Origin of the sequence: Kitasatospora misakiensis (assembly GCF_042656005.1) — a bacterium.
Taxonomy (GTDB): domain Bacteria; phylum Actinomycetota; class Actinomycetes; order Streptomycetales; family Streptomycetaceae; genus Kitasatospora; species Kitasatospora misakiensis.
The window spans coordinates 115007-135105 of record NZ_JBHSOF010000013.1 but is presented as its reverse complement, the minus strand read 5'-3'; the positions used below and the strand labels follow the sequence as shown (position 1 = coordinate 135105).

The 20099-nt window shown below is 75.1% G+C and carries 17 protein-coding genes; 10 read left to right on the top strand and 7 right to left on the bottom strand.

The window, feature by feature from the left end:
* Nucleotides 1-26: 26 nt before the first annotated feature.
* Nucleotides 27-380 (bottom strand): VOC family protein, encoded by a 354-nt coding sequence (locus ACFP3U_RS13275; RefSeq protein ID WP_380225656.1) that lies wholly within the window; start codon nucleotides 378-380, stop codon nucleotides 27-29.
* A gap of 604 nt (nucleotides 381-984) precedes the next feature.
* Between ACFP3U_RS13275 and ACFP3U_RS13270 the strand changes: the two genes are divergently transcribed.
* Complete coding sequence (locus ACFP3U_RS13270) at nucleotides 985-1407, top strand: hypothetical protein (protein WP_380225655.1); 423 nt, start codon at nucleotides 985-987, stop codon at nucleotides 1405-1407.
* Nucleotides 1408-1536: 129 nt separating this feature from the next.
* Nucleotides 1537-2511: a hypothetical protein gene (locus tag ACFP3U_RS13265; protein WP_380225654.1), complete on the top strand. Its 975-nt coding sequence runs from the start codon at nucleotides 1537-1539 to the stop codon at nucleotides 2509-2511.
* 90 nt (nucleotides 2512-2601) lie between these two features.
* On the opposite strand, the gene ACFP3U_RS13260 is transcribed toward ACFP3U_RS13265, so the two are convergent.
* On the bottom strand, nucleotides 2602-3282 hold the full coding sequence (locus tag ACFP3U_RS13260; protein WP_380225653.1) for a Tat pathway signal sequence domain protein: 681 nt from the start codon (nucleotides 3280-3282) through the stop codon (nucleotides 2602-2604).
* A 339-nt stretch (nucleotides 3283-3621) separates the two neighbouring features.
* Here ACFP3U_RS13260 and ACFP3U_RS13255 point away from each other — a divergent pair, with 339 nt between their 5' ends.
* A complete protein-coding gene (locus ACFP3U_RS13255) occupies nucleotides 3622-4947 on the top strand; it encodes a YncE family protein (protein WP_380225652.1) in 1326 nt (441 codons plus the stop codon).
* 39 nt (nucleotides 4948-4986) lie between these two features.
* On the opposite strand, the gene ACFP3U_RS13250 is transcribed toward ACFP3U_RS13255, so the two are convergent.
* The 3 genes from ACFP3U_RS13250 to ACFP3U_RS13240 form a co-directional block, all read right to left on the bottom strand.
* Complete coding sequence (locus ACFP3U_RS13250) at nucleotides 4987-5481, bottom strand: hypothetical protein (protein WP_380225651.1); 495 nt, start codon at nucleotides 5479-5481, stop codon at nucleotides 4987-4989.
* A gap of 64 nt (nucleotides 5482-5545) precedes the next feature.
* On the bottom strand, nucleotides 5546-6769 hold the full coding sequence (locus tag ACFP3U_RS13245) for a tetratricopeptide repeat protein (RefSeq protein WP_380225650.1): 1224 nt from the start codon (nucleotides 6767-6769) through the stop codon (nucleotides 5546-5548).
* Between the two features lie 207 nt (nucleotides 6770-6976).
* Nucleotides 6977-7462: an FBP domain-containing protein gene (locus tag ACFP3U_RS13240; RefSeq protein WP_380225649.1), complete on the bottom strand. Its 486-nt coding sequence runs from the start codon at nucleotides 7460-7462 to the stop codon at nucleotides 6977-6979.
* A gap of 71 nt (nucleotides 7463-7533) precedes the next feature.
* Between ACFP3U_RS13240 and ACFP3U_RS13235 the strand changes: the two genes are divergently transcribed.
* The 3 genes from ACFP3U_RS13235 (at nucleotide 7534) to ACFP3U_RS13225 (ending at nucleotide 12255) form a co-directional block, all read left to right on the top strand.
* Nucleotides 7534-8106, top strand: a complete 573-nt coding sequence (locus ACFP3U_RS13235; RefSeq protein WP_380225648.1) for a TetR/AcrR family transcriptional regulator — start codon at nucleotides 7534-7536, stop codon at nucleotides 8104-8106.
* A gap of 192 nt (nucleotides 8107-8298) precedes the next feature.
* The gene (locus tag ACFP3U_RS13230; RefSeq protein ID WP_380225647.1) at nucleotides 8299-11691 is read left to right on the top strand and encodes a LamG-like jellyroll fold domain-containing protein; all 3393 of its coding nucleotides are present in this window, start codon (nucleotides 8299-8301) and stop codon (nucleotides 11689-11691) included.
* 165 nt (nucleotides 11692-11856) lie between these two features.
* Nucleotides 11857-12255, top strand: a complete 399-nt coding sequence (locus ACFP3U_RS13225) for an SHOCT domain-containing protein (protein ID WP_380225646.1) — start codon at nucleotides 11857-11859, stop codon at nucleotides 12253-12255.
* Nucleotides 12256-12327: 72 nt separating this feature from the next.
* Here the strand turns inward: ACFP3U_RS13225 and ACFP3U_RS13220 are convergent, their stop codons facing one another.
* A complete protein-coding gene (locus ACFP3U_RS13220; RefSeq protein ID WP_380225645.1) occupies nucleotides 12328-13746 on the bottom strand; it encodes a hypothetical protein in 1419 nt (472 codons plus the stop codon).
* Nucleotides 13747-14037: 291 nt separating this feature from the next.
* On the opposite strand from ACFP3U_RS13220, the gene ACFP3U_RS13215 reads away from it, so the two are divergent.
* Genes ACFP3U_RS13215 through ACFP3U_RS13205 form a run of 3 tightly spaced genes read left to right on the top strand, consistent with a single transcriptional unit; the run spans nucleotide 14038 to nucleotide 16480 of the window.
* Nucleotides 14038-14532 carry a DUF6325 family protein gene (locus ACFP3U_RS13215; RefSeq protein WP_380225644.1) on the top strand — a complete coding sequence of 165 codons (495 nt, stop codon included), beginning with the start codon at nucleotides 14038-14040 and terminating at the stop codon, nucleotides 14530-14532.
* 47 nt (nucleotides 14533-14579) lie between these two features.
* Nucleotides 14580-14870, top strand: coding sequence for an SHOCT domain-containing protein (locus ACFP3U_RS13210; RefSeq protein ID WP_380225643.1), 291 nt, complete (start codon nucleotides 14580-14582; stop codon nucleotides 14868-14870).
* A 2-nt stretch (nucleotides 14871-14872) separates the two neighbouring features.
* Nucleotides 14873-16480, top strand: coding sequence for an MFS transporter (locus tag ACFP3U_RS13205; protein WP_380225642.1), 1608 nt, complete (start codon nucleotides 14873-14875; stop codon nucleotides 16478-16480).
* Between the two features lie 47 nt (nucleotides 16481-16527).
* On the opposite strand, the gene ACFP3U_RS13200 is transcribed toward ACFP3U_RS13205, so the two are convergent.
* The gene (locus tag ACFP3U_RS13200; protein WP_380225641.1) at nucleotides 16528-17061 is read right to left on the bottom strand and encodes a hypothetical protein; all 534 of its coding nucleotides are present in this window, start codon (nucleotides 17059-17061) and stop codon (nucleotides 16528-16530) included.
* Nucleotides 17062-17451: 390 nt separating this feature from the next.
* Here ACFP3U_RS13200 and ACFP3U_RS13195 point away from each other — a divergent pair, with 390 nt between their 5' ends.
* Entirely contained in the window at nucleotides 17452-20088 is a 2637-nt protein-coding gene (locus ACFP3U_RS13195; protein ID WP_380225640.1) for a winged helix-turn-helix domain-containing protein, read from the top strand.
* Nucleotides 20089-20099: the final 11 nt, after the last annotated feature.

Genomic DNA, 20099 nt, shown 5'->3' with positions numbered 1-20099 from the left:
CCCGACGGACGGGCCCGCCCGAGGGATCAGGCGGGCTGCCAGAGCTCGATGCGGTTGCCCTCGGGGTCGGTGACCCAGCCGAAGCGGCCGACGCCCTCCATGTCCTCGCCCTCCTCGGCCACGTCCGCGCCCTTGGCCCGGAGCTGGGCGAGCATCGCGTCCAGGTCGCGGACGCGGAAGTTGAGCATGGTCTGCTGGGTGCGGCGGCCGAAGTAGTCGGTGCCGGACTCGAAGGTCGCGAAGACCGTCGGCCCGGCGTCCTGCTGCCACAGGCCGTGCTCGTCGGCGTCCAGACCCAGGCAGTCGCGGTACCACGCGGCCAGGGCCTCCGGGTCGGCGGCGCGCAGGAAGTAGCCGCCGATGCCAGTCACACGTTCCATGTTTCCCGTTCCTGTTCTGTCCTGCCCGGAGGGCGACGTCCGGTGGGCGACGTCCGGTGGGCGACGTCCGGTGGGCGACGCACACCCTTCTACCAGGCGAGCAGCCGCAGGTCCCCGGTCGACGCGAGGCCGTCGACCCCTCCGACGCGCCGACGTGCCCGGCCGGGCCTCCCGGGAATTCCCCCGACGCCGTTGACGGGGCTTTCCGGGAGCATCCGGACACGCGAATCACCGGAGTAATTAGTTCCACTTCCGGAACCAGGGAGTTACGTCGCGCAGGTCGCCCCGAAAATACCCCAGAAATAACCCCGCCACAGAACAGCTGCGGTGAAATCGGAAACCGGTGAGCAACGGGCAGAATCCGCCCACGACCGAAATTCCGGCGTCTCACAATGACACGAATCGACTTCCCAAACCGCAGGTCAGCAGCCATTGATCGATTGAGACGTCTCAAAGCGGCGCACGCCCCTCGAAGCGGCCTGACCGCTGCGGCAGAGTCGCTTCCCGTCGGGCGGTGCACAGCCCGGCCTTGATCCGGGAATGGCTTCTCCCCTCGATGACGAGGCATGCGGAATTCCCGATCCATCGATCGAAAGGCAGTGACATGAACAAGAAGATCGCGGCCGGCATCCTGGCCGCGGCCACCCTGGGCACGGTGCTGCTCGGCAGCGCGGCGCCGGCCTTCGCGAGCAGCGGCGGCTGCATCACCGGCGACGCGTGCCTCTACTACAGCCCGAACCGGGCCGGCGCCAAGTTCGGCAAGGGCGAGGCCGGCAACTACAGCGGCAACTTCGGTGGCGGCGGCGCCGGCAACGGCCAGCCCGTGCTGAACAACGCCGCCTCGGTGTGGAACATGGACCACAACTTCAACCTCCGCGTGCACTACCGCGAGTACAGCATCCGCAACTCCGGGCCGAACCAGTTCGTCCCGCACGACCAGTGGGTGAACCTGGGCGCCGTGCCGTGGAACGGCGGCTCGGTCAACATGCGCAACAACAACCACTCGCAGAGCTGGGAAAACCGCTGATCCGGCCCTGACCGGGTGCCGGGCCCCCGATTCCCCGGGGGCCCGGCCCCCGGGTCGGCCCCACCGACCCACCGCCCGACCGCCCGACCGCCCGTGGCATCGCGCGGGCCGGTGTCCGAGGAGTCCCGCATGACACCCCCGCGCCGTGGCCGTTCGCTGCCGGCCCTGCTGCTGACCGCCACCCTCGCCCTGACCGCCGGCTGCGCCTCCGGATCCGCCGGAACCGCCGGCACCGCGGCCACGCCACCGCCGCCCTCCGCCTCCCTGGGCCCGATGGACCCGCCCCCGATCGGGGAGGTCCCCCGGTTGAGCCGGGCGGACGACCGGGCCCTGCCCATCGAGGCCTACCTGCTGAGCGGGGAGCAGTTCCGGCAGTACGACGCCGCGCAGGGCGTGCTGGTCACCCGGTGCGTGCGGCGGTTCGGCCTGGACTACTCCGCGCCGACCTCGACCGCGCCCGGCGAGACCCAGACCACCCACCGGTACGACCCGATCGAGCTCGCCGACGTCTCGGTGAACGGCTACCACTCGCCCGATCCGAACCGTGGGAAGAAGCCCGCCGCGGCGCCCTCGCTGAGTGCCGCCGTCACCACCGTGCTCGGCGCCGGCCTCGGGCCGGACGGCAGGCCCGCCGCCGACACGGCCGCCGAGTACGGCGGCAAGCGGCTGCCGCCGGGCGGCTGCATCGCGGACGCGCAGCGGGAGTTGACCGCGCGGGGCGGTACCGGCCGGGACGCGGACGTCGCGGTGGGCGTCAACTACGAGGGCTTCGAACGTTCGCGGCAGGACCCTCGGGTGAAGGCCGTCTTCCAGGACTGGTCACGGTGCATGGCCGAGCGCGGGTACTCCTACGGCACGCCCGGGGACGCCCTGCGGGACCAGCGCTGGGCGGCCACCGAGAAGCCGTCGGCGGAGGAGATCGCCACGGCGACGGCCGACGTCGAGTGCAAAGCCCGGGTCAACGTGGTGGGCGTCTGGTTCACCGTCGAGGCCGCGTACGAGCAGGAGTTGATCCGCCTGCGGCTGCCGGAGCTGACGGCGGCCAAGGCGGCGAACGACGCGATGCTGGAGGTCGCGGCGTCCGTGACGGCCGCCGGCGCCTGAGCCCCGGCGTCTGAGCACCGGCGTCTGAGCACCGGCGCCCCGACCGAAGCCCCCGGCCCGCGCGCGGGCCGGGGTCGCCGGCGCGTGCGGTCAGTTGACGTGGACCACCGGGCCGCCGGCCTGACTGGAGTCGGTCAGCGGGCCGTAGGTCGCGGAGAAGTAGCCCTCGCCCGGGCAGAGGCTCGACCCGCCGCTCTTGACGAAGTGCTCGTTGCGGAAGGCCAGGGTGTGCGTGGCGTTGTCGGCGGTGCCGGTGAAGGCGCCGCTGAGCTGGTAGGTGCAGGTCAGGGTGCCGAACCAGCTGTTCAGCACGGCCGAGGCCTGGACGGGGCCGGAAGCTCCGGCGGTGAGGACGACCGGGTGGCCGGCGCCGTCGCCGATCGCCAGGTTGTACGCGAGGTTGCCGACCGTGAGGCTCTTGACCGAGGTGACGCCGGTGACGTTGGCCGTGCAGGAGCCGAAGGTCAGACCGGTCAGGGACGCGGTCGCCGCCCCCGGCGCGTCCGGGTTGGTCAGCGCCCGTGCGGTGAACGGCGAGACGCCGCAGGTCACGCCGGTGGAGCCGGTGGCGGCCGAGTAGAAGGTGGCCTTGGTGCCGGCGGCGAGCGGGGCGACCAGCACGTCACCCGCGGCGACGGCCGGGCCGGCGGCGTCACCGGTGGTCAGGACGGGGACGGCGGCGGCCGCGGTGGGCACCGCGGACGCGGGGGCGGCGCCGACGGCGAGGGTCGCGGCGGCAGCGGCCAGGGCAAGGCAGGTGCGGATACGCATGGAGGGTGCCTCGTTCTCGGTGGGGGTGGCGAGCGGGCAGGGGCGGCGAGCCAGCACGGCTTCCGGAGCCCGCGAGGGGCAGGGGGCCGGGGCTTCCGGGAGCTGACTACGTTGTAGAGCGGTGTCCATGCACCGTCAAGGAGCTGGGTGGCACTTGTTGACGAATCGTCAGCAAGGCGTGTCCGAGGTATTGCCAGGGCCGCCGGGTGCTCCCTACCGTCGAGTACCGACCCGCCGCCCCTCCGGCGATCCCTCGGTCCGTCGATCCCTCGATCCCTCGATCCGTCGATTCCGACTTCGTGCACAGCCCTGCGCTGCGCACGCGCGAAGGAGCCCGCGATGCCCCTCCCCCACCCCCGGCGCTCCCGGCGCCTGCGGACCCTCCTCGGCATCACGGCCGCGCTCGGCCTGGCCCTGCCCGGCGCCACGGCGCTCGCCGACACCGGCACCAACACCGGCACCGGCACCGGCACCGGCACCGGCACGCGCGAGCGTCCCGCCCCGGCCGGCGCCGCCGCCCTGCGGGAGGTGATGTTCGTGGGCAACAACTGGGACGGCACCGCCGACGTCATCACCTCGCGCGGCGGCCTCAGCCGGATCGGCCGGATCAACGTCGTCCCCGACAAGGACCAGCGCCTCACTGAGATCTACCTGAACCCGGTCAAGCTCGGCTACTTCCTCGGCGTCCGGCTGGGCCCCGGCGAGGGCCACGACCAGTTCGTCGACGACATGTACTCCACCCCGGACGGCACCGCCGTCGTCGTCTCCCGGCCGAGCTTCGCCGACGTGGTGTCCGTCGACCTCGCCAGCGGACGGATCAACTGGCGCTTCCCCGTGGCGGGTTACCGCTCCGACCACATGGCGCTCTCACCCGACGGCACCCGGGTCGCGGTCTCCGCCTCCACCGCCAACACCGTGCACGTCCTCGACATCGCCACCGGCCGCCAACTCGGCTCGTTCCGGACCGGCGACAAGCCGCACGAGAACCTCTTCACCGACGGCGGCCGGCGGATCTGGAACATGTCGATCGGCGAGGTCACCACCGCCCTCGACGCCCCCTGGCTGGACTGGACCAAGGGCGACCGGCGGATCACCGTGGCCGACGCCGAGACCTTCGAGACCGTGCGGGTCGTCGACATGCGCGAGCGGCTCGACGCCTTCGGCCGCCCCGACCTCTCGGACGCCGTCCGCCCGGCCGCCTTCAGCCCGGACGGCTCGACCCTGTACTTCCAGGTCTCCTTCTTCAACGGCCTCGTCGAGTACGACGTCGCCGGCGACCGGATCACCCGGATCAGGACGCTCCCCGAGAACCCCGCGACCAACCAGGACCGCACCACCTGGGTCAACGACTCCCGCCACCACGGCCTGGCGATGAGCCCCGCCGGGGACAAGCTCTGCGTCGCGGGCACGATGGACGACTACGCCACCGTGGTGGACCGGAGCACGCTCCGGGAGGGGCCGCTCGTCCCCGCCGTCAAGCCCTACTGGGCGACGGTCAACGGCGACGGGACGTCCTGCATCGTCTCCGAGGCCGGGGCCGACCGGGTCAGCGCGATCGACTTCGCCACCGGGCAGCGCACCTCCTCCGTCGACGTCGGCGACCACCCGCAGCGCGTCCGCCTCGGCCGGGTGCCCACCGGCTGGACCGGCCCCGCGGCGCGGTGATCCGAGGGCCCCTGGAAACCGCCCGGGGCGCGGGGGCCGTCAGGCGTCGCTCCGCCGGTACCCGGCCGTGCCGTGCAGTACCGCCCCGGCCGCCCGGGCCGACTCCAGGCTGCGGGTGAGCGCCTCGGCGCCCGCCACGGGGTCCAGGTCCATCAGGCCGGGCGGCCAGGTGCCGGGCGGCACGACGAGCACCACGACCGTGCCCCGCCCGGCGGCGGCCGCCTGCCAGCCGGGCGAGGCCAGCACGTCGGAGGCCGGCTCCCAGGCCTGCCGTCCGCCCACCAGCACCAGCCGGGTCAGCACGTTCCCCTCCACCTCGACCACCGCGGTGGTGGCGGGCGGCTCGCCGGCGGCCAGGACGAAACCGCTGTCCACCACGTGGTCGACGAAGGCGTCGAAGAGTTCCGGGCCGATCTCCACGATCAGTTCCGCGAACGGCGGGCCGGCCGCCACCGCCCGTACCGCGAGCGCCCACACCATCGGCACCCGTCCGTCGTCGCCCGCGCCGTCCGTCTTGTCCGTCTCGTCCGCCATGCCCGGTCCAACGAGCCGCGAGCCGATCCGACGCGGGCCGCGCGCCGCACTGGAGATAGGACAGCTACGGCGCCGCCGACCGCAACCGGTCCTCCAGGGCGAGCACCTCCGCCAGGCCGGGGCCGTACAGGGCGGGGATCTCGGCGGCGAGCCCGCGCAGCAGGGCGACCGCCTCCGTCGCGGCGGCCAGCGCCTCGGCGCGTTCGATGCCGGCCTCGGCGCGCACCCGGGCGTGGAACGCCAGCGCGACGCCGAGGTCGCCCCGGCGCGCCGCCGGGTTGAGCGCGGCCTGCTCCCGCATCATCGCCACCGCCCGGGTGGTGACCCCGGCCGCCTCGCGGAACCGACCCAGATCGGCCAGGGCCGCCGCGTGCAGCGACAGGCAGTCGGCGAACAGGGCGCCGTGGACGCCGGGTTCGGTCCGGTCCAGCTCGTCGAGGACGGCGACCGCCTCGGCCGCGGCGGCCAGCGCCTCCGCCCGGCCGACGTGGGTCCGGGCCGCGTTGCCGAGCGCCATCGCCAAGTCCCGCCGGTGCACCGCCGGGTTGGCGAGCGCGAGCCGGCGGTAGAGCGCCACGGCCTCCTCGGCGCTCCGCAGGGCCCGGCGCCGCTGGTTGCGGGCGGCCTGGCGGCGGGCCAGGTTGTTCACCGCCTGGGCGAGCCCGTGGGCGTGGGCGGCCGGGTCCGCCGAGGAGAGCCGGCGGTACAGGGCCACGGACTCCTTGGTGACGTCCAGCGCCTCGGCGTGCCGGCCCAGCCGGGAGAGCACCACGCCGAGGTGGTTGAGCGCGTTGGCGAGCTGCGGGCGGTACGCGGGGTCCGCGTGGGCCAGTTGCCGGTGCAGGTCGACGGACTCCTGGGTGGCGGCGAGCGCCTCCTGCGGGCGCCCGAGCCCCCAGAGCGCCGTGCCGAGGCCGAGCAGGGTGGCGCCGAGCGGCGCGGTGAACGGCGCGGTCACCGCCTGGCCGCGCCCCCGATCGACCGCCTCGGAGGCGGTGCGCAGGCACTCGTCCCAGCGGTTGAGCTTGGCCAGGGCCTCGCAGCGCAGCACCAGGACGTGGGCGAGTACGGCGGCCGTCCCCGGATCGGTGGGACGGGTGGCGGCCGGGCGGGGGGTGGACGCCGTGCCGTCCCGGAGGAGCCGGGCGGCCTCGCCGGTCGCGGCCAGGGCCTCCTCGTAGCGGCCGGCCAGGACCAGCCGACCGCTCAGCTCGAAGGCCTCCCGGGCGGCGTCGGGCGGTCCGTCCGGCTGCGGCCGCCGCCCGGCCCTCGGCGTCTCGTCGGACATGGCCCTCCCGGGATTCGGGGCGGCCGTCGAAGGATCGGACCGCCGCTCGGTGAAGGGAACTGACGGATCGTCGATCAGGCGGCCCTCTCTTTCGGGCCTCGCCGCCGGGCGCGCGCCGGACGACCTCGTCAGTATGCCCGGCCGGGCCGCCCTCGGACCGGCGAACGGTCGACTCCGGCCGGCCGGAAGGGACTTAAGCGAGGAGGGTCACGCCGTCACCTTGGCGACGAACGCGGCGAGGTTGTCCACCGTGCGGCGGATCTTCTCCTCCACGCTGAGCGACTCGTGGAGCTTGGTGCCGATCTCCTTCTTTCCACGCACGTAGAGCGAGCAGGCCAGGTCGGCGCACATGTACGCGCCGACCGAGTTGCCCTGCTTGCCGGCCTTTCCGGCGCGGGGCGCCACCAGCAGCGAGACGCCCCCGGTGTGCGTGGTGACGCACAGCGAGCAGATGCTGCGGCGGGCCTGCCAGGAGGCGGCGCCGGAGGAGCGCAGCGCGACCGCCACCGGGCGTCCGTCGAGCTCGGCGACGAGGTAGGCGCGGTCGGGGGCCTGCGGGTCGCGCCAGCCCAGGAAGTCCAGGTCGCCCCAGGGGCGCTCGGCCAGGTCGCGGGGGATGTTCAGGCGCGACGCCTCACCCTTGGTGCAGTTGACGAAGGCGGCGCGGATCTCGGGTTCGGTCAATGGCTTCATAGGGAGCAACGTAAATTACCTAGAACCCCTAGGCAAATGTATTATGGCTCCAGGTGAGCGAAAGGACCGGAATGGCACGCGTGGGACTGAACACCGAGCGGCTCACGGTGGCGGGGGCGGAGCTCGCCGACGAGGTCGGCTTCGACAAGGTGACCGTCTCCGCGCTCGCCCGGCGCTTCGGCGTCAAGGACGCCAGCCTCTACTCGCACGTCAAGAACTCCCAGGACCTCAAGACCAGGATCGCCCTGCTCGCCCTGGCGGAGCTCGCCGACCGCGCGGCCGCCGCGCTCGCCGGCCGGGCCGGCCGGGACGCCCTGACCGCCTTCGCCAACGCCTACCGCGACTACGCGCACGAGCACCCCGGCCGCTACGCCGCCGCGCAGCTCGACCTCGACCCGGAGACGGCGCGCGCGAGCGCGGCCGTCCGGCACTCGCAGCTGACCCGGGCCCTCCTGCGCGGCTACCACCTCGCAGAGCCGGACGAGACCGACGCCGTCCGCCTGCTCGGCAGCACCTTCCACGGCTACGTCACCCTCGAACGGTCCGGCGGGTTCCAGCACACCCCCCGCTCGGGCGAGGACACCTGGGCCCGGATCCTCGACGCGCTCGACGCCCTCCTGCGGGCCTGGCCCACCGCCGACTGACCCCGGCGCCGGCCCGTCCACCACCACCACTGCCGCCGCCTTGACGGATTGTCACTCCCGTTACCGGCCAAGGCCAGCAGCCCCAGCCGGTACCTGGTACACACGCCCCGGACATCCGCCGTACACGCGACCGGAATACAGTCCGCCGTCATGAAACGATCATGTTCACGACCAGAAACCGCCCGGTCCCGGTTGGCCTGGTGGGCCCGGGTGGCCGCGCTCTGCACCGCGCTGGCCCTCGCGCTGGCCGGCGCGCCCGCCGACCGGTCGTTCGCCAGCGGGGTCACCGGCACCACCGACCAGGTGCTGTTCGCGGGCGGCACCGGCGGCTACGGCTGCTACCGGATCCCGGCCCTGACCCGGACGGCGGCCGGCACCCTGCTCGCCTTCGCCGAGGCCCGCAAGTCCCCGTCCTGCGCCGACCGGCAGGACATCGACCTCGTGGTGCGCCGCTCCACCAACGACGGGCGGACGTGGGGCCCGATCGAGGTCGTGCTCTCCGGCGGCCCGGGCGACCCCGACCAGCCCTACACCCGGGGCAACGCCACCGCCGTGGTGGACGCCGCCACCGGCCGGGTCTTCCTGCTCTCCACCTCCAACCCCGCGACGCCGACCGGCAAGCGGATCCCCTGGATCCAGCACAGTGACGACGACGGCCGCACCTGGTCGCCCGCCGAGCAGCTGACCGCGACCTTCACCGGCGCCACCAACGGCTGGTTCGCCACCGGCCCCGGCCACGGCGTCCAGCTGACCCAGGGCGCGCACGCCGGGCGGCTGGTCGTCGGCGCCCACCAGATCCCGTCCACCGGCGTGGTGCACGCGGGCGTGCTCTTCAGCGACGACCACGGCGCGACCTGGCAGGCCTCCAACACCCCCAACTCCTACGTGCCCGACCCCGCCCACCCCGGCCAGGCCCTGGTCAACCCCGGCGAGGTGTCGGTCACCGAACTGCGCAACGGCGACGTCTACACCGCGGCGCGCAACCAGATCGGCGGCAGCGCCGACCACCGCACCCGGGCGGTCAGCACCGACGGCGGGACGACCGTGCCCGCCGCCGGCGTCGTCCCCTCGCTGGTCACCCCGGACGTCCAGGGCTCCGTGCTGGCCCTGCGGCAGACCTGGCAGAGCGCGGCCGGCGACACCCTGGTCTTCTCCGGCCCGGCCGACCCGTCCAGCCGGCGCGCCATGACCGTCCGGTACTCCACCGACAACGGCGCCAGCTGGAAGACCCCGGCCCGCGGCCTGGTGACCGACGACCCGTCCGGCTACTCCGACCTCGTCGAGACCGCCACCGGCGAACTCGGGCTGCTCTACGAGACCGGCACGTCCTTCTCGGCGGACCGGATCGACTTCCGCGCCCTCACCCCGGCCGCGCTCGGGCTGCCCGGCGGCTTCCACGGCACCGGCTCCGACCAGCAGCAGGTCCCGGCGGCGGTCACCACCCCGGACGCCGGTCCGCAGCACGGCGACGCCTACCCGCGCGGGGGCGCCGCACTCGGCTCCGGCCGGTTCGGCCAGGGCCTGGTGCTGGACAACACCGGCACCGCCGCCCAGTACGCGGACCTGCCCTGGTCGCGCCCGATCGACCCGGGCGCCGGCGACTTCACCTACAGCCTCTGGTTCCAGTACCGGGCGAGCGCCGCCTCGGCCCAGCAGGTGCTGTTCTGGGGGTACGGCGCGGGGACGTCCGTGCCCCAGGTGTGGCTGCGCGCGCAGCCGGGCCAGGACCGGCTCTACGGCTGGGTCCAGGGCTCCGGCTCCGGCACCGCCGTGGCCCTGGCCGACCCCTCCCCGGCGTCCGCGTTCGGCGACGGCGGCTGGCACCTGGTGACGCTGTCCCGCACCGGCGGCACGGTCGCCCTGGCGGTCGACGGCGGCACGCCGGCCACCGCCACCGGCGTCACCGGCGCCGTCACCCCGGGCCCGGCCGACCGGACCACCGGGCTGCGCCTGGGCGCCAAGCCGGGCACCGCCGCCGAGGACCGGTTCACCGGCTCGCTGGACGAGTTCCGGCTGTACCGCACCGCGCTGACCCAGCCGCAGATCGGCGCGCTGCGCGACACCAACGCCGACGCCCTCGGCTCGGAGGCGGACGCGGCGCTCGGCGTCCGGCTGCCCTTCCAGGTGCTGGACGGGGCCGGCGCCGCCGCGCGGACCTCGGTGGCGATCGAGGAGGACGTCTCCGGGCACTGCGCCGACGGCACCCTGCTGGGCGGGCGGCCGCCGCTGGTGGCCGGCCGGATCGGCTCCAACGGCGTCGCGGTCGGCAGCGCCCACCCCGGCGTCGACGTGCGCTACACCCCGGCCCTCGACGTCGGCGCGGGCGACTTCACCACCACCCTCTGGTTCAAGTACCAGGCCGGGGCGAGCACCCCCGACCAGGCACTGCTCTGGGCCTACGGCTCCTCGGCCGGCCGGCGCTCCCTCTGGGTGCGGGCGCAGCCCTCCCAGGACCGGCTCTACGCCTGGGTGCAGACCACCACGGACGCCGTCTCGGTGACCCTGCCCGACACCTCCTCGGCCACCGCCTTCGGCAACGACGCCTGGCACCTGCTGGCGCTGACCCGCACCGGCGGCACGGTGCGGCTGAGCGTGGACGGCGGGGCGCCGGCCTCCGTCGACGGCCTGACCGGTTCGCTGACGGCCGGCCCCGAGCAGGGCATCGAGGGCCTGCGGGTGGGCGCCAAGTCCACCGGCGGCGACGTGCTCACCGGCTCGCTGGACGACTTCCGGCTCTACCACCGGGCGCTGAGCGGCACCGAGCTGGCGACGGTCGCGGGCTCGGCCACGGGCAGCGGTGGCGGCTACCCGGCCGACCTGCCGGCGCTCTGGTGGAGCTTCGAGAACCAGTGGACCCAGCAGCACGACGTGGTGCGGCTCGACGACGGCCCGTCCACCCCGGACAGCTCCGTCCACTGCGTCAACGCCCGGGTCGACGGCGGGGCGCGGCCGACCGCCGACGGCGCCTTCGGCGGCGCGCTCACCCTGGACGGCACCGACGACGACGTACGGCTGCCGTACCGGTCGGCGACGGCCCTGGGCGCGGGCGACTTCACCGTCAGCACCGAGGTCCGCCACTCGGCGAAGCCGACCGACCCCGACCAGGTGCTGCTCTGGGCCTACGGCACGGGCGCCTCGGAGCGGCAGCTCTGGCTGCGGATCCAGCCCTCGCAGGACCGGCTCTACGCGGCCTTCGAGACGGACACCGCGACCACCACGGTCACCGCGGTGGACTCCTCGGCGGCCACCGCCTTCGGTGACGGGAGCTGGCACCAGATGGCGCTGCGCCGGTCCGGCGGGACGCTCCAGCTGCTGGTGGACGGCGCGGTGGTCGGCTCCGCCGCGGTGCCGGCCGGCTCGGTGACGGTGACCGACGCCTTCGCGGTGAGCGGCTTCGAGCTCGGCGCGAAGCCGGACGGCACCAGCCGGTTCACCGGGTCGCTGGACGAGTTCCGGATCCACCGCCGGGCGCTGACCGGCCAGGAACTGGTGTCGGTCCACACCACCAACGCCGATCTCGGGCCGGTCACCGCCGTCCGGCTCGGCTTCGACTCGGTGAGCCCGACGGGCTTCGCCAAGGGGTGACGCGCGTGACGGCCCGGCCCGGCGGTACCGCTCCATGGTGCTGCCGGGCCGGGCCATCACCCGTCGCGGGTGGTGCGCGCGCGGGCCGTGAGCCCCACCGTGGGCCACGGGGGGGTCGGACCCCGCGCCCGGTGGCCCGGTCGGCACGTTCCCCGGAGGCAGGCGATGGACGACTACCCGCTGCTGGACATCTTCCTCACGACCATGTGGTTCTTCCTGTGGATCCTCTGGTTCATGCTCCTGTTCCGGATCTTCGGGGACCTCTTCCGGGACGACACGGTCGGCGGCTGGGGCAAGGCCGGCTGGTGCGTGTTCCTGATCCTGCTGCCGTTCCTGGGCGTGTTCGTCTACCTGATCGCCCGGGGCAAGGGCATGGGGGCGCGCGAGATGGCCAAGATGAAGCAGGCGGACGCCGAGTTCCGGGACTACGTCCGGGACGCGGCCGGGGCGGAGGCCAAGAAACCCAGCGCGGCCGAGGAGCTCGCCAGGCTGGCGGAGCTGAAGCGCGACGGCGCCATCACCGAGGAGGAGTACCAGCGCGCCAAGGCGCTCGTGCTGCAGTGACGACCCCTGCGGTGACGGCCCCCGCAGAGACGGCAGGACCCCCGGAGTGACGGCGGGACCCGGCCGCGATCGTTACACCGTCGCGGCCGGGGGCGCCGGCGGTGCGGGCGGAGCGGGGGGCGCGGGCGGCGCCGGCGGCTCGGGGGCCGGCGGCGCGTCGGCCGGGACCGCGTACGCGGGGGCGAGGAACTCCCGGACGGCGAAGGCCACCAGCACCACCACCACGAACCAGAACACCACCATGGCCGTCGGGTGGTCCCAGAAGGCGAAGACCACGGCCGCGACGAGCAGGATCGCCACCCCCGTCCACCGCTTGTAGCGGCGGACGAAGCGCTCCGCCGGGCCGCCCCGGAAGCCCGCCGAGTCGGCGGCCGAGCGCAGCGCCGCCACCCCGTGCCCGGTCACCGAGCGGACGGTCCCGGCGGCCCGCGAGGGGCCGATGAAGAACGCGCCGAGCGCGACGACCAGGGCCAGGAAGCCGACCGCCCGCACCGCGTTGCGCAGATAGGTGACGAGCGCGTCGTAGACGGCCCCGGCCGCGGCCGGCGAGGCGTCCGCGGGCAGGTGGTCGAGGAAGTAGGAGCGGAACACCGTCAGCGCGATGCCCAGCAGCAGCATCGCCGCCGCGATGCCGAGGGCGGCGCCGACCAGCGCGCGGCGGCGGTTGAAGGCCGTGAACACCGCGCCGGCCGCGACCAGCACCGTGATGATCGGCAGCCACCAGCCGAGGATCTCCAGGAGCCGGAAGCCGCCCCGGATCTTGGCGAGGTCGGGCGAGGAGAACACCACGAACTCGGTGTGCACCTCGGGGATCTTGGCGGCGGGCGCGAAACCGGCCTCGACCAGCGCGGTCTTCACCCGGTCGACCATCGGCCCGACGTCGACCACGACCTCGTCGTTCTTCAGCGCCACCGCGCCGCCGCCCTCGCCGGTGAGGGCTTTGACCATGGTGGCGTGCCCGGCCCGCACCGCCTCCCGCCAGACGGTCGCGAAGGCGTCGCTGGTGACCACCCGCTCGGCGGTGGCGTGCACGAGGTTGGTCAGCGCCCCCTCCAGCGGGCCGGTCAGGCCGCCGAGCAGCTGCGCGAGCCGCGGCGGCACGCCCTGCTCCGCGGCGGCCTGGGACAGCTCGTCGACGACGGCCTTGACGTCGATCCGCTCGGTCGTGGCGGTGGTGATGCGGTTGGCGAGGGCGTTCTGGACGTCGGGGTTCTCGGCCAGCGGCGCCATGGTGGCGACGAAGCGGCCGGTGTCGGTGATCTCGTCGTGGACCCAGACCGCGAGGACGGCGAGCAGCGACAGCACGGACGCGACCACCACCAGGACGACCGAACCCGTGGTGCGCAGCCGGTGGTGCTCCGGTTTCGTCCGGGCACCGGCACCGGCCTCCAGCTCGGCGACCCGGCGGTGCAGCGCGTCCAGCTCGGCGCTCTCCGGTCGGCCGGGCTGCGCGGGTCCGGGCTGCGCGGGTCCGGGCTCGGTCGGTGGCATGGGCGCGGCTCCTCGTCCTGGACACCCCGGGCTCCTGGACCACCCGGGCGAAGCGGTGGCGCCGGGAGGGGCGACCACCGCTGCACCCAGCCAAGGGCCCCGTGGCGCGCGCGGCGAGCAGGGCTGACCCACCGGGGTGACGGGGACCGGTCGCCGGCCGGCCGATCACCCCGAACAGGTGAGCCGGTGGCCGGGGGCGGCGGGTTAGCGTCGCTCAGGGTCGTTCTCCGGGCCGCGCCCGGACCGGCACCCTTCCCCCCTTCCCCCTCCCTTTCGCCCAGAGGAGCCGACGTGAGCAACGCATCCGACGCGCCCGGCGAACCGAACAACCCGAGCGAGAGCGAACTGCTCGAACCGGGCCCCATCGACTACCTGGTCATCGCGTTCCCCGGGAGCCACCTCACCGGCGAGGGGCTGCCGCTGCTGGTGGACCTGGTCGATCGCGACATCATCCGGATCCTCGACCTGACCTTCGTCCGCAGGGACGAGGACGGCACGGTGACCGCCGTCGAGCTGGCCGACGTGACCGGCGACGGGCAACTCGACCTGACCGTCTTCGAGGGCGCCTCCTCCGGTGTGCTCGGCGACGCCGACATCACCGAGGCCGGCCTCCTCCTGGAGCCCGGCGACTCCGCCGTGGTCCTCCTCTACGAGAACCGGTGGGCGGCCCCGCTGGCCGCCGCGCTGCGGCGCGCCGACGCCCGCATGATCGCCAGCGGGCGCGTCCCGGTCCAGGACCTCATCGAGGTGCTGGACGCGCTGGAGGACCTCGACGCCGCGAGCTGACCCCCGCGGCCCCTCCCCCATCACACTCACCCCTCAGGCAGGAAGCCATGCCCGGACTGCTTCGTGGCGTCGCCCGCACCGCGGTCGTCGCCGGAACGGCCACCGCCGTCTCCAACCGAGTCTCCCGCCGCCAGGCCGGCCGCTGGGCGCGGCAGGAGGCCTACCCCGAACCCGCGCCGCCCGCCCCGGCGGCTCCCCCGCCGGCCGCCCCGGCGCCCGCCGCGCCGACCATGGAGGAGAAGCTGGACCAACTCAAAGATCTCGCGGCGCTCAAGGAGCAGGGGGTCCTCACCGAGGAGGAGTTCGCCGCCCAGAAGGCCCGGATCCTCGGCAGCTGACCATGGCGAACCGGTGGAAGCCCCTGGTGGTGCTCGGGACCGGCCAGTTCCTGATGGTGCTGGACGCCTCGGTGATGAACGTGTCGATCAGCCAGCTGGTCGAGGACTTCGACACCGAGGTGACCGCCATCCAGGCCGTCATCACCCTGTACACCCTGGTGATGGCGGCCTTCATGCTGACCGGCGGCAAGATCGGCGACATGTTCGGGCGGCGCCGGGTCTTCGTGATCGGCCTGGTCGTCTACGGGGTCGGCTCGGGGCTGACCGCGGTGGCGCCCACGGTCGGGGTGCTCGCCCTGGGCTGGTCGATCATCGAGGGCCTCGGGGCGGCCCTGGTGCTGCCCGCGCTGGCCGCGCTGGTGGCCGGCTCCTACAGCGGCCGCGACCGGGCCGTCGCCTACGGCGTGATCGGCGGCCTGGCGGGCGCCGGCATCGCGGTGGGCCCGCTGCTCGGCGGCTGGGTCACCACCTACCTGACCTGGCGGCTGGTGTTCGCCGGCGAGGTGGTGCTGGTCGTGGCGATGCTGCTGCTGATGCGCTGGATCCCGGCGCAGCCCCGGCCGACCGACCGGCCCCCGCTCGACGTGCTCGGCTCCGTACTGTCCGCCGCGGGCCTGGCCGCCATGGTGCTGGGCGTGCTGCAGAGCGGCACCTGGGGCTGGGTCCAGCCGCGCAACCCGCCGTTCACCGTCCTCGGCTTCGCGCCGACCCTCTTCGTCGTCGCGCTCGGCGCCGGGCTGACGTACGCGTTCTGCGTGCACGAGCGCCGGCGCGAGGCCCGGGGCCGCACGCCGCTGGTCTCGCTCGACCTGTTCGGCAACCGGACGCTGCGCGCGGGGCTGACCACCCTGTTCAACCAGAACACCGTCCTGCTGGGCCTGTTCTTCGTCATCCCGCTCTACCTCCAGGTCGTCCAGGGCCTCGACGCCTTCGAGACCGGCCTGCGGCTGCTGCCGGTGTCCGTGACGATGCTCGGCGCCTCGATGTCCGGCACCCTGCTGCTGCGGATCGCCTCGCCGCGCGCCATCTGCCGGGTGGGACTCCTCGTCCTGCTCGCCGCCACCCTCTGGCTGATCGGCGCGATCGGACCGGAGCTGCACGGCGCCTCGTTCGCCGGGGCGATGGCGCTGCTCGGCGTCGGGATGGGGATGCTCGCCTCCCAGTTGGGCAACACGGTGCAGTCCAGCGTGCGGGCGGAGGAGCGCAGCGAGGCCGGCGGGCTGCAGTACACGGCGCAGAACCTCGGCTCCTCGCTGGGGACGGCGCTGATCGGAGCGCTCCTGATCGGCGCCCTCGCCACCTCCGTCACCAGCCAGATCGAGAGCGACCCGCGGGTCTCGGCGGCCGTCGCCGAGCAGGCCGGGGTGCATGTGGAGGCGGGCGTGTCGTTCGTGCCCGCCGACGAGGTGGCGGCCGCGCTGGCCGCCCAGCCGGGGGTGCCGCCCGAGGAGGCCGCCGCCGTGGTCGAGAACTACCGGGACGCGCAGATCGACGGCCTCAAGGCGGCCGTCCTCGCCTGCTCCTGCATCACGGCCGGCGCCGTCCTGTTCACCGGCCACCTGCCGTCCGCCCGCCCGGGCGCGCGGACGGACACGCGGTCGGCCCGCTGACGCGCCTGCTACGGCCCCGGCGGGGTGCCGGACGGGGTGCCGGACGGTCAGTGGCCGACGGCGACCTTGGCCGCGACGATGACCAGGCCCAGGACCAGGTTGACGGCACCCTCGGCGAGGATCTGGCGCGTCGGGGCGCCGGCCCGGCGGGCGCCCAGGGTGGCCCAGGCCACCTGCTGGCAGACCGCGACGGCGAGGGCGAGCCAGGCGTTGTCGCCGGTGCCGAGCCACGGGCTGATCAGGACCGCCAGGGCGGGCAGCGCGGCGGCCTCGACGATCGGCCACTCGTGCCGCCCGACCTCGCGCACCTGGCGCCGGGTGACCAGCTGGCCCGCCTCGCGCTGTCCGGCGATGTGGGCGTACACGTGCGCGGCCCAGAAGACCAGCCCGGTGATCACCAGCAGCAGGATGAGCGACAGCCTCGGGTGCGGCTCGTTCAGGCTGGAGGCGGCGATCACGGAGGCGGCCAGCATCGAGCCGTACACCGCGCCGGCGTAGTCCTTCGGCCGGGCGGGCACCGCCGCGCCCGGTTCGGGCGGGCCGGGGACACGGCGGCGGGGTGCCGGTCCGGGGACGGTCACGACGGCCTCCTGGGGACTGCGCTCTGCCGGCTCGCTGAGCCCTTCCCGCGATCCTCGCCGCTCCTGGGGCCGCCCGGCCTCACCCCCGCCAGGTGAGGCGCGATACCGATCGGCCGATTCGCCCGGTTGGCACCCCTCGTCCGGGCCGTACTACGGTCGAAGGGGCGCTACCCCGAACGGCTCGCGGCGCTGTCGCCGACGGCCGCACCCCGGGCCGCGTCGCGCCCGGCCGTGCCCTCCCGCACGGCGGAACCACCAGGCGGTGGCCGAATGCCGCACACCCGCACAGCACCCGCGCCCGTCCCCCCGCCGGTGCCGGTGACCGCACCGGAACCCACGGGCAGACCGCAGCCGACGGCCGCACCGACGCGGCTGCCCAACGGTGACCCGATGCTGATCACCCGGGTCCGGCCGCCGTGCCCGCCGGCCGCCGCCTTCCTGCGCCGCGACCGGCTGCTCGACCGGCTCGACGCGGCCGTGCTCCGGCCGGTCACCCTGGTCAACGGGCCCGCGGGGGCGGGGAAGACCCTGCTGGTGGCCGACTGGCTGGCCCGCGGCGGGCTCCCGGGCCCGGCCGGGTGGCTCACCCTGGAGCCGAGCGACAACCAGCCCGGCACCTTCTGGGCCTACGTCCGCGAGGCCCTGCAGACCGGGGTCGCCGGGCTGCCCGAGGAGGTCGGCGCCCCCGCCCGGGCCGAGCACGTCGAACCGTCCCTGCTGATCCGGCTGGCCGCCTGGATCAACGCCCAGCCCCGGCCGCTGGTGCTGGTGCTCGACGAGTGCGAGCACCTCGACAACCTCCGGCTCGCCGAGCAGCTGCACGACCTGGTCCGGCACACCGCCGGCCGGCTGCGACTCGTCCTGGTCGGCCGCAGCGAGCCGCTGCTGCCCCTGCACCGCTACCGGGCGGCGGGCGAACTCGCCGAGGTCCGGGCCGCCGACCTCGCGCTCGACCGGGCCGAGACCGCCGCCGTCCTGGAGCGCCACGGGCTGCGGGTCGGCGCGTCCACCGTCGAGGCGGTGCACCACGCGGTGTCCGGCTGGGCGGCCGGCGTGCGGCTGCTCGCCCTCGCCGCGCAGGACGCCGACGACCCCGAGGCCTACCTCGGGCGGATCGACGCCGGGCCGGGCGCGCTGTCGGACTTCCTGCTCGCCGAGGTCCTGCGGACCCAGCCCGCGCCGACCCAGGACCTGCTGCTGCGCTGCAGCATCCTGGGCCGGGTCCACCCGGACCTCGCCGACGCGCTCACCGGCCGGCGAGACGGGCGGCGGATCCTGGACCAGCTGCACCAGGACAACGCCTTCACCGAGGCCCTGCCCGACGGCTGGTACCGGCTGCACCCGATGCTCGCCGGCATCCTGCGGCTGCACCTGCGCGCCGCCACCCCGGACCGGGTCGACGAGCTGCGGGTGCGGGCCGCGCACTGGCTCGCCGACCACGGCCAGTACCGGGCCGCGCTGGACCACGCGGCCGAGGCCGGGGCCTGGGAGCTGGCCGCCCGGCTGCTGGTCGACCAGTTCGCCCTCGGCGAGCTGGTCGCCGGGCGGGACGCGCCGCGGTTGTGCGCCCTGTTCGCCCGGATGCCGCCGAGCGAGCACGCCCCGGCCGCCGAGCTCGTCCGCGCGGCCGTCCACCTGGCCCACGACGAGGCCGCCACCGCGCTGCGGATCGTGGAGCGCGTCGAACCCCGGCTGCCCGCCGACCAGACCCCGCTCCAGCTGGCGGCGGCCTTCGTGCAGACCGGCGCCGCCCGGCTGCTCGGCTCGGCCCCGCTCGCCGACCGGGCCGCCCGCCGGGCCCGCGAGCTGGAGGACCGGGCACCGGCCGACCTGCCGGAGCGCCACCCCGAGCTGCTCACCCTGATCGCCGCCGACCTCGGCTCCGCGCTGCTCTGGCACGGGCGCCTGGACGAGGCGTGCCGGGCGCTGGACCGCGCGGCGCGGGCCCCCGTCGCGCCGACCACCGCCCGGCTGCGCCACGACGCGCTCTGCCGGCTCGCGCTCATCGACTACCTGCGCGGCTGGCCGGGGCGGGCCGAACGCCGGGTGCGCGAGGCGGACGAGGAGGCCGACCGGTCCAGCCTGCCGCCCGACAGCCGCACCGAGGTCCGCGACCTGGTGCTGGCCGCCACCGCGCTGGAACGCGACGAGGTGGCCGAGGCCCGCGAGAGCCTGCACCGGATGACGACCGGCGGCGCGCCGGAGCACGATCCGGTGGTGACGCTGGGGAGCAGCGTGATCCGGGCCAAGCTGCACCTGGCCCAGGGCCGTCCGGACACCGCGCTGCGGCTGCTGGAGGAGACCAGGCGGCACGAGCTCGCGGACCGTCCCTCCGACTGGAGCCGCGAGCGCCTCGCCGTCACCGCCTGTGCCGCGCACCTGGCGGCCGGCCGTCCGCAGGCGGCGGTGGCGGTCCTGGACGAGGTGCCGACCCGGGCGCCGGACTCGGTCGTGGTGGCGGCCGGGGCCCGGCTGGCCGCCGGCCGGGACGAGGAGAGCGCGCTGGCCGAGCTGCGCGCCCTGCGCGACGATCCGGCGGTGGGCAGCGCGACCCGCACCCGGGCGCTGCTGCTCCTGGCGCAGGCCGACGCCGGGCACGACGGCCCGGACAGCACCCGGCTGCTGACGCAGGCGCTCGCCACCGCCGAGCCGGAGCGGCTGTGCCGGCCGTTCCGCGAGTCGGCCCCGTGGGTGCGCCGCCGGCTGCGCCACCTGCCCCAGCTGGCCCGCGCGCACAGCTGGCTGCCGGGCGACCTGCGGCCGCCCGCCCGCGACCCGGACCCGGATCCACACCGGGGCGCGGACGGCGAGCCGGCGCCGCCGACCGAGCCGCTGACGGAGCGGGAGCGGGAGATCCTGCTCTGCGCCGCCCGGCTGCTGTCGACCCAGGAGATCGCCGAGGAGCTGTTCCTGTCGCCGAACACCGTCAAGACGCACCTCAAGAGCGTCAACCGGAAGCTGCTCACCGCCAACCGCCGCGACGCGGTGCGCACCGCCGCCCGGCTGCGGCTGCTGGACGCGAAGTGAACCGGGACGGG

Excerpts from the sequence above, each read along its gene's own strand:
- ACFP3U_RS13275 (WP_380225656.1), bottom strand. The coding sequence starts at position 380 with ATGGAACGTGTGACTGGCATCGGCGGCTACTTCCTGCGCGCCGCCGAC.
- ACFP3U_RS13270 (WP_380225655.1), top strand. The coding sequence starts at position 985 with ATGAACAAGAAGATCGCGGCCGGCATCCTGGCCGCGGCCACCCTGGGC.
- ACFP3U_RS13265 (WP_380225654.1), top strand. The coding sequence starts at position 1,537 with ATGACACCCCCGCGCCGTGGCCGTTCGCTGCCGGCCCTGCTGCTGACC.
- ACFP3U_RS13260 (WP_380225653.1), bottom strand. The coding sequence starts at position 3,282 with ATGCGTATCCGCACCTGCCTTGCCCTGGCCGCTGCCGCCGCGACCCTC.
- ACFP3U_RS13255 (WP_380225652.1), top strand. The coding sequence starts at position 3,622 with ATGCCCCTCCCCCACCCCCGGCGCTCCCGGCGCCTGCGGACCCTCCTC.
- ACFP3U_RS13250 (WP_380225651.1), bottom strand. The coding sequence starts at position 5,481 with ATGGCGGACGAGACGGACAAGACGGACGGCGCGGGCGACGACGGACGG.
- ACFP3U_RS13245 (WP_380225650.1), bottom strand. The coding sequence starts at position 6,769 with ATGTCCGACGAGACGCCGAGGGCCGGGCGGCGGCCGCAGCCGGACGGA.
- ACFP3U_RS13240 (WP_380225649.1), bottom strand. The coding sequence starts at position 7,462 with ATGAAGCCATTGACCGAACCCGAGATCCGCGCCGCCTTCGTCAACTGC.
- ACFP3U_RS13235 (WP_380225648.1), top strand. The coding sequence starts at position 7,534 with ATGGCACGCGTGGGACTGAACACCGAGCGGCTCACGGTGGCGGGGGCG.
- ACFP3U_RS13225 (WP_380225646.1), top strand. The coding sequence starts at position 11,857 with ATGGACGACTACCCGCTGCTGGACATCTTCCTCACGACCATGTGGTTC.
- ACFP3U_RS13220 (WP_380225645.1), bottom strand. The coding sequence starts at position 13,746 with ATGCCACCGACCGAGCCCGGACCCGCGCAGCCCGGACCCGCGCAGCCC.
- ACFP3U_RS13210 (WP_380225643.1), top strand. The coding sequence starts at position 14,580 with ATGCCCGGACTGCTTCGTGGCGTCGCCCGCACCGCGGTCGTCGCCGGA.
- ACFP3U_RS13205 (WP_380225642.1), top strand. The coding sequence starts at position 14,873 with ATGGCGAACCGGTGGAAGCCCCTGGTGGTGCTCGGGACCGGCCAGTTC.
- ACFP3U_RS13195 (WP_380225640.1), top strand. The coding sequence starts at position 17,452 with ATGCTGATCACCCGGGTCCGGCCGCCGTGCCCGCCGGCCGCCGCCTTC.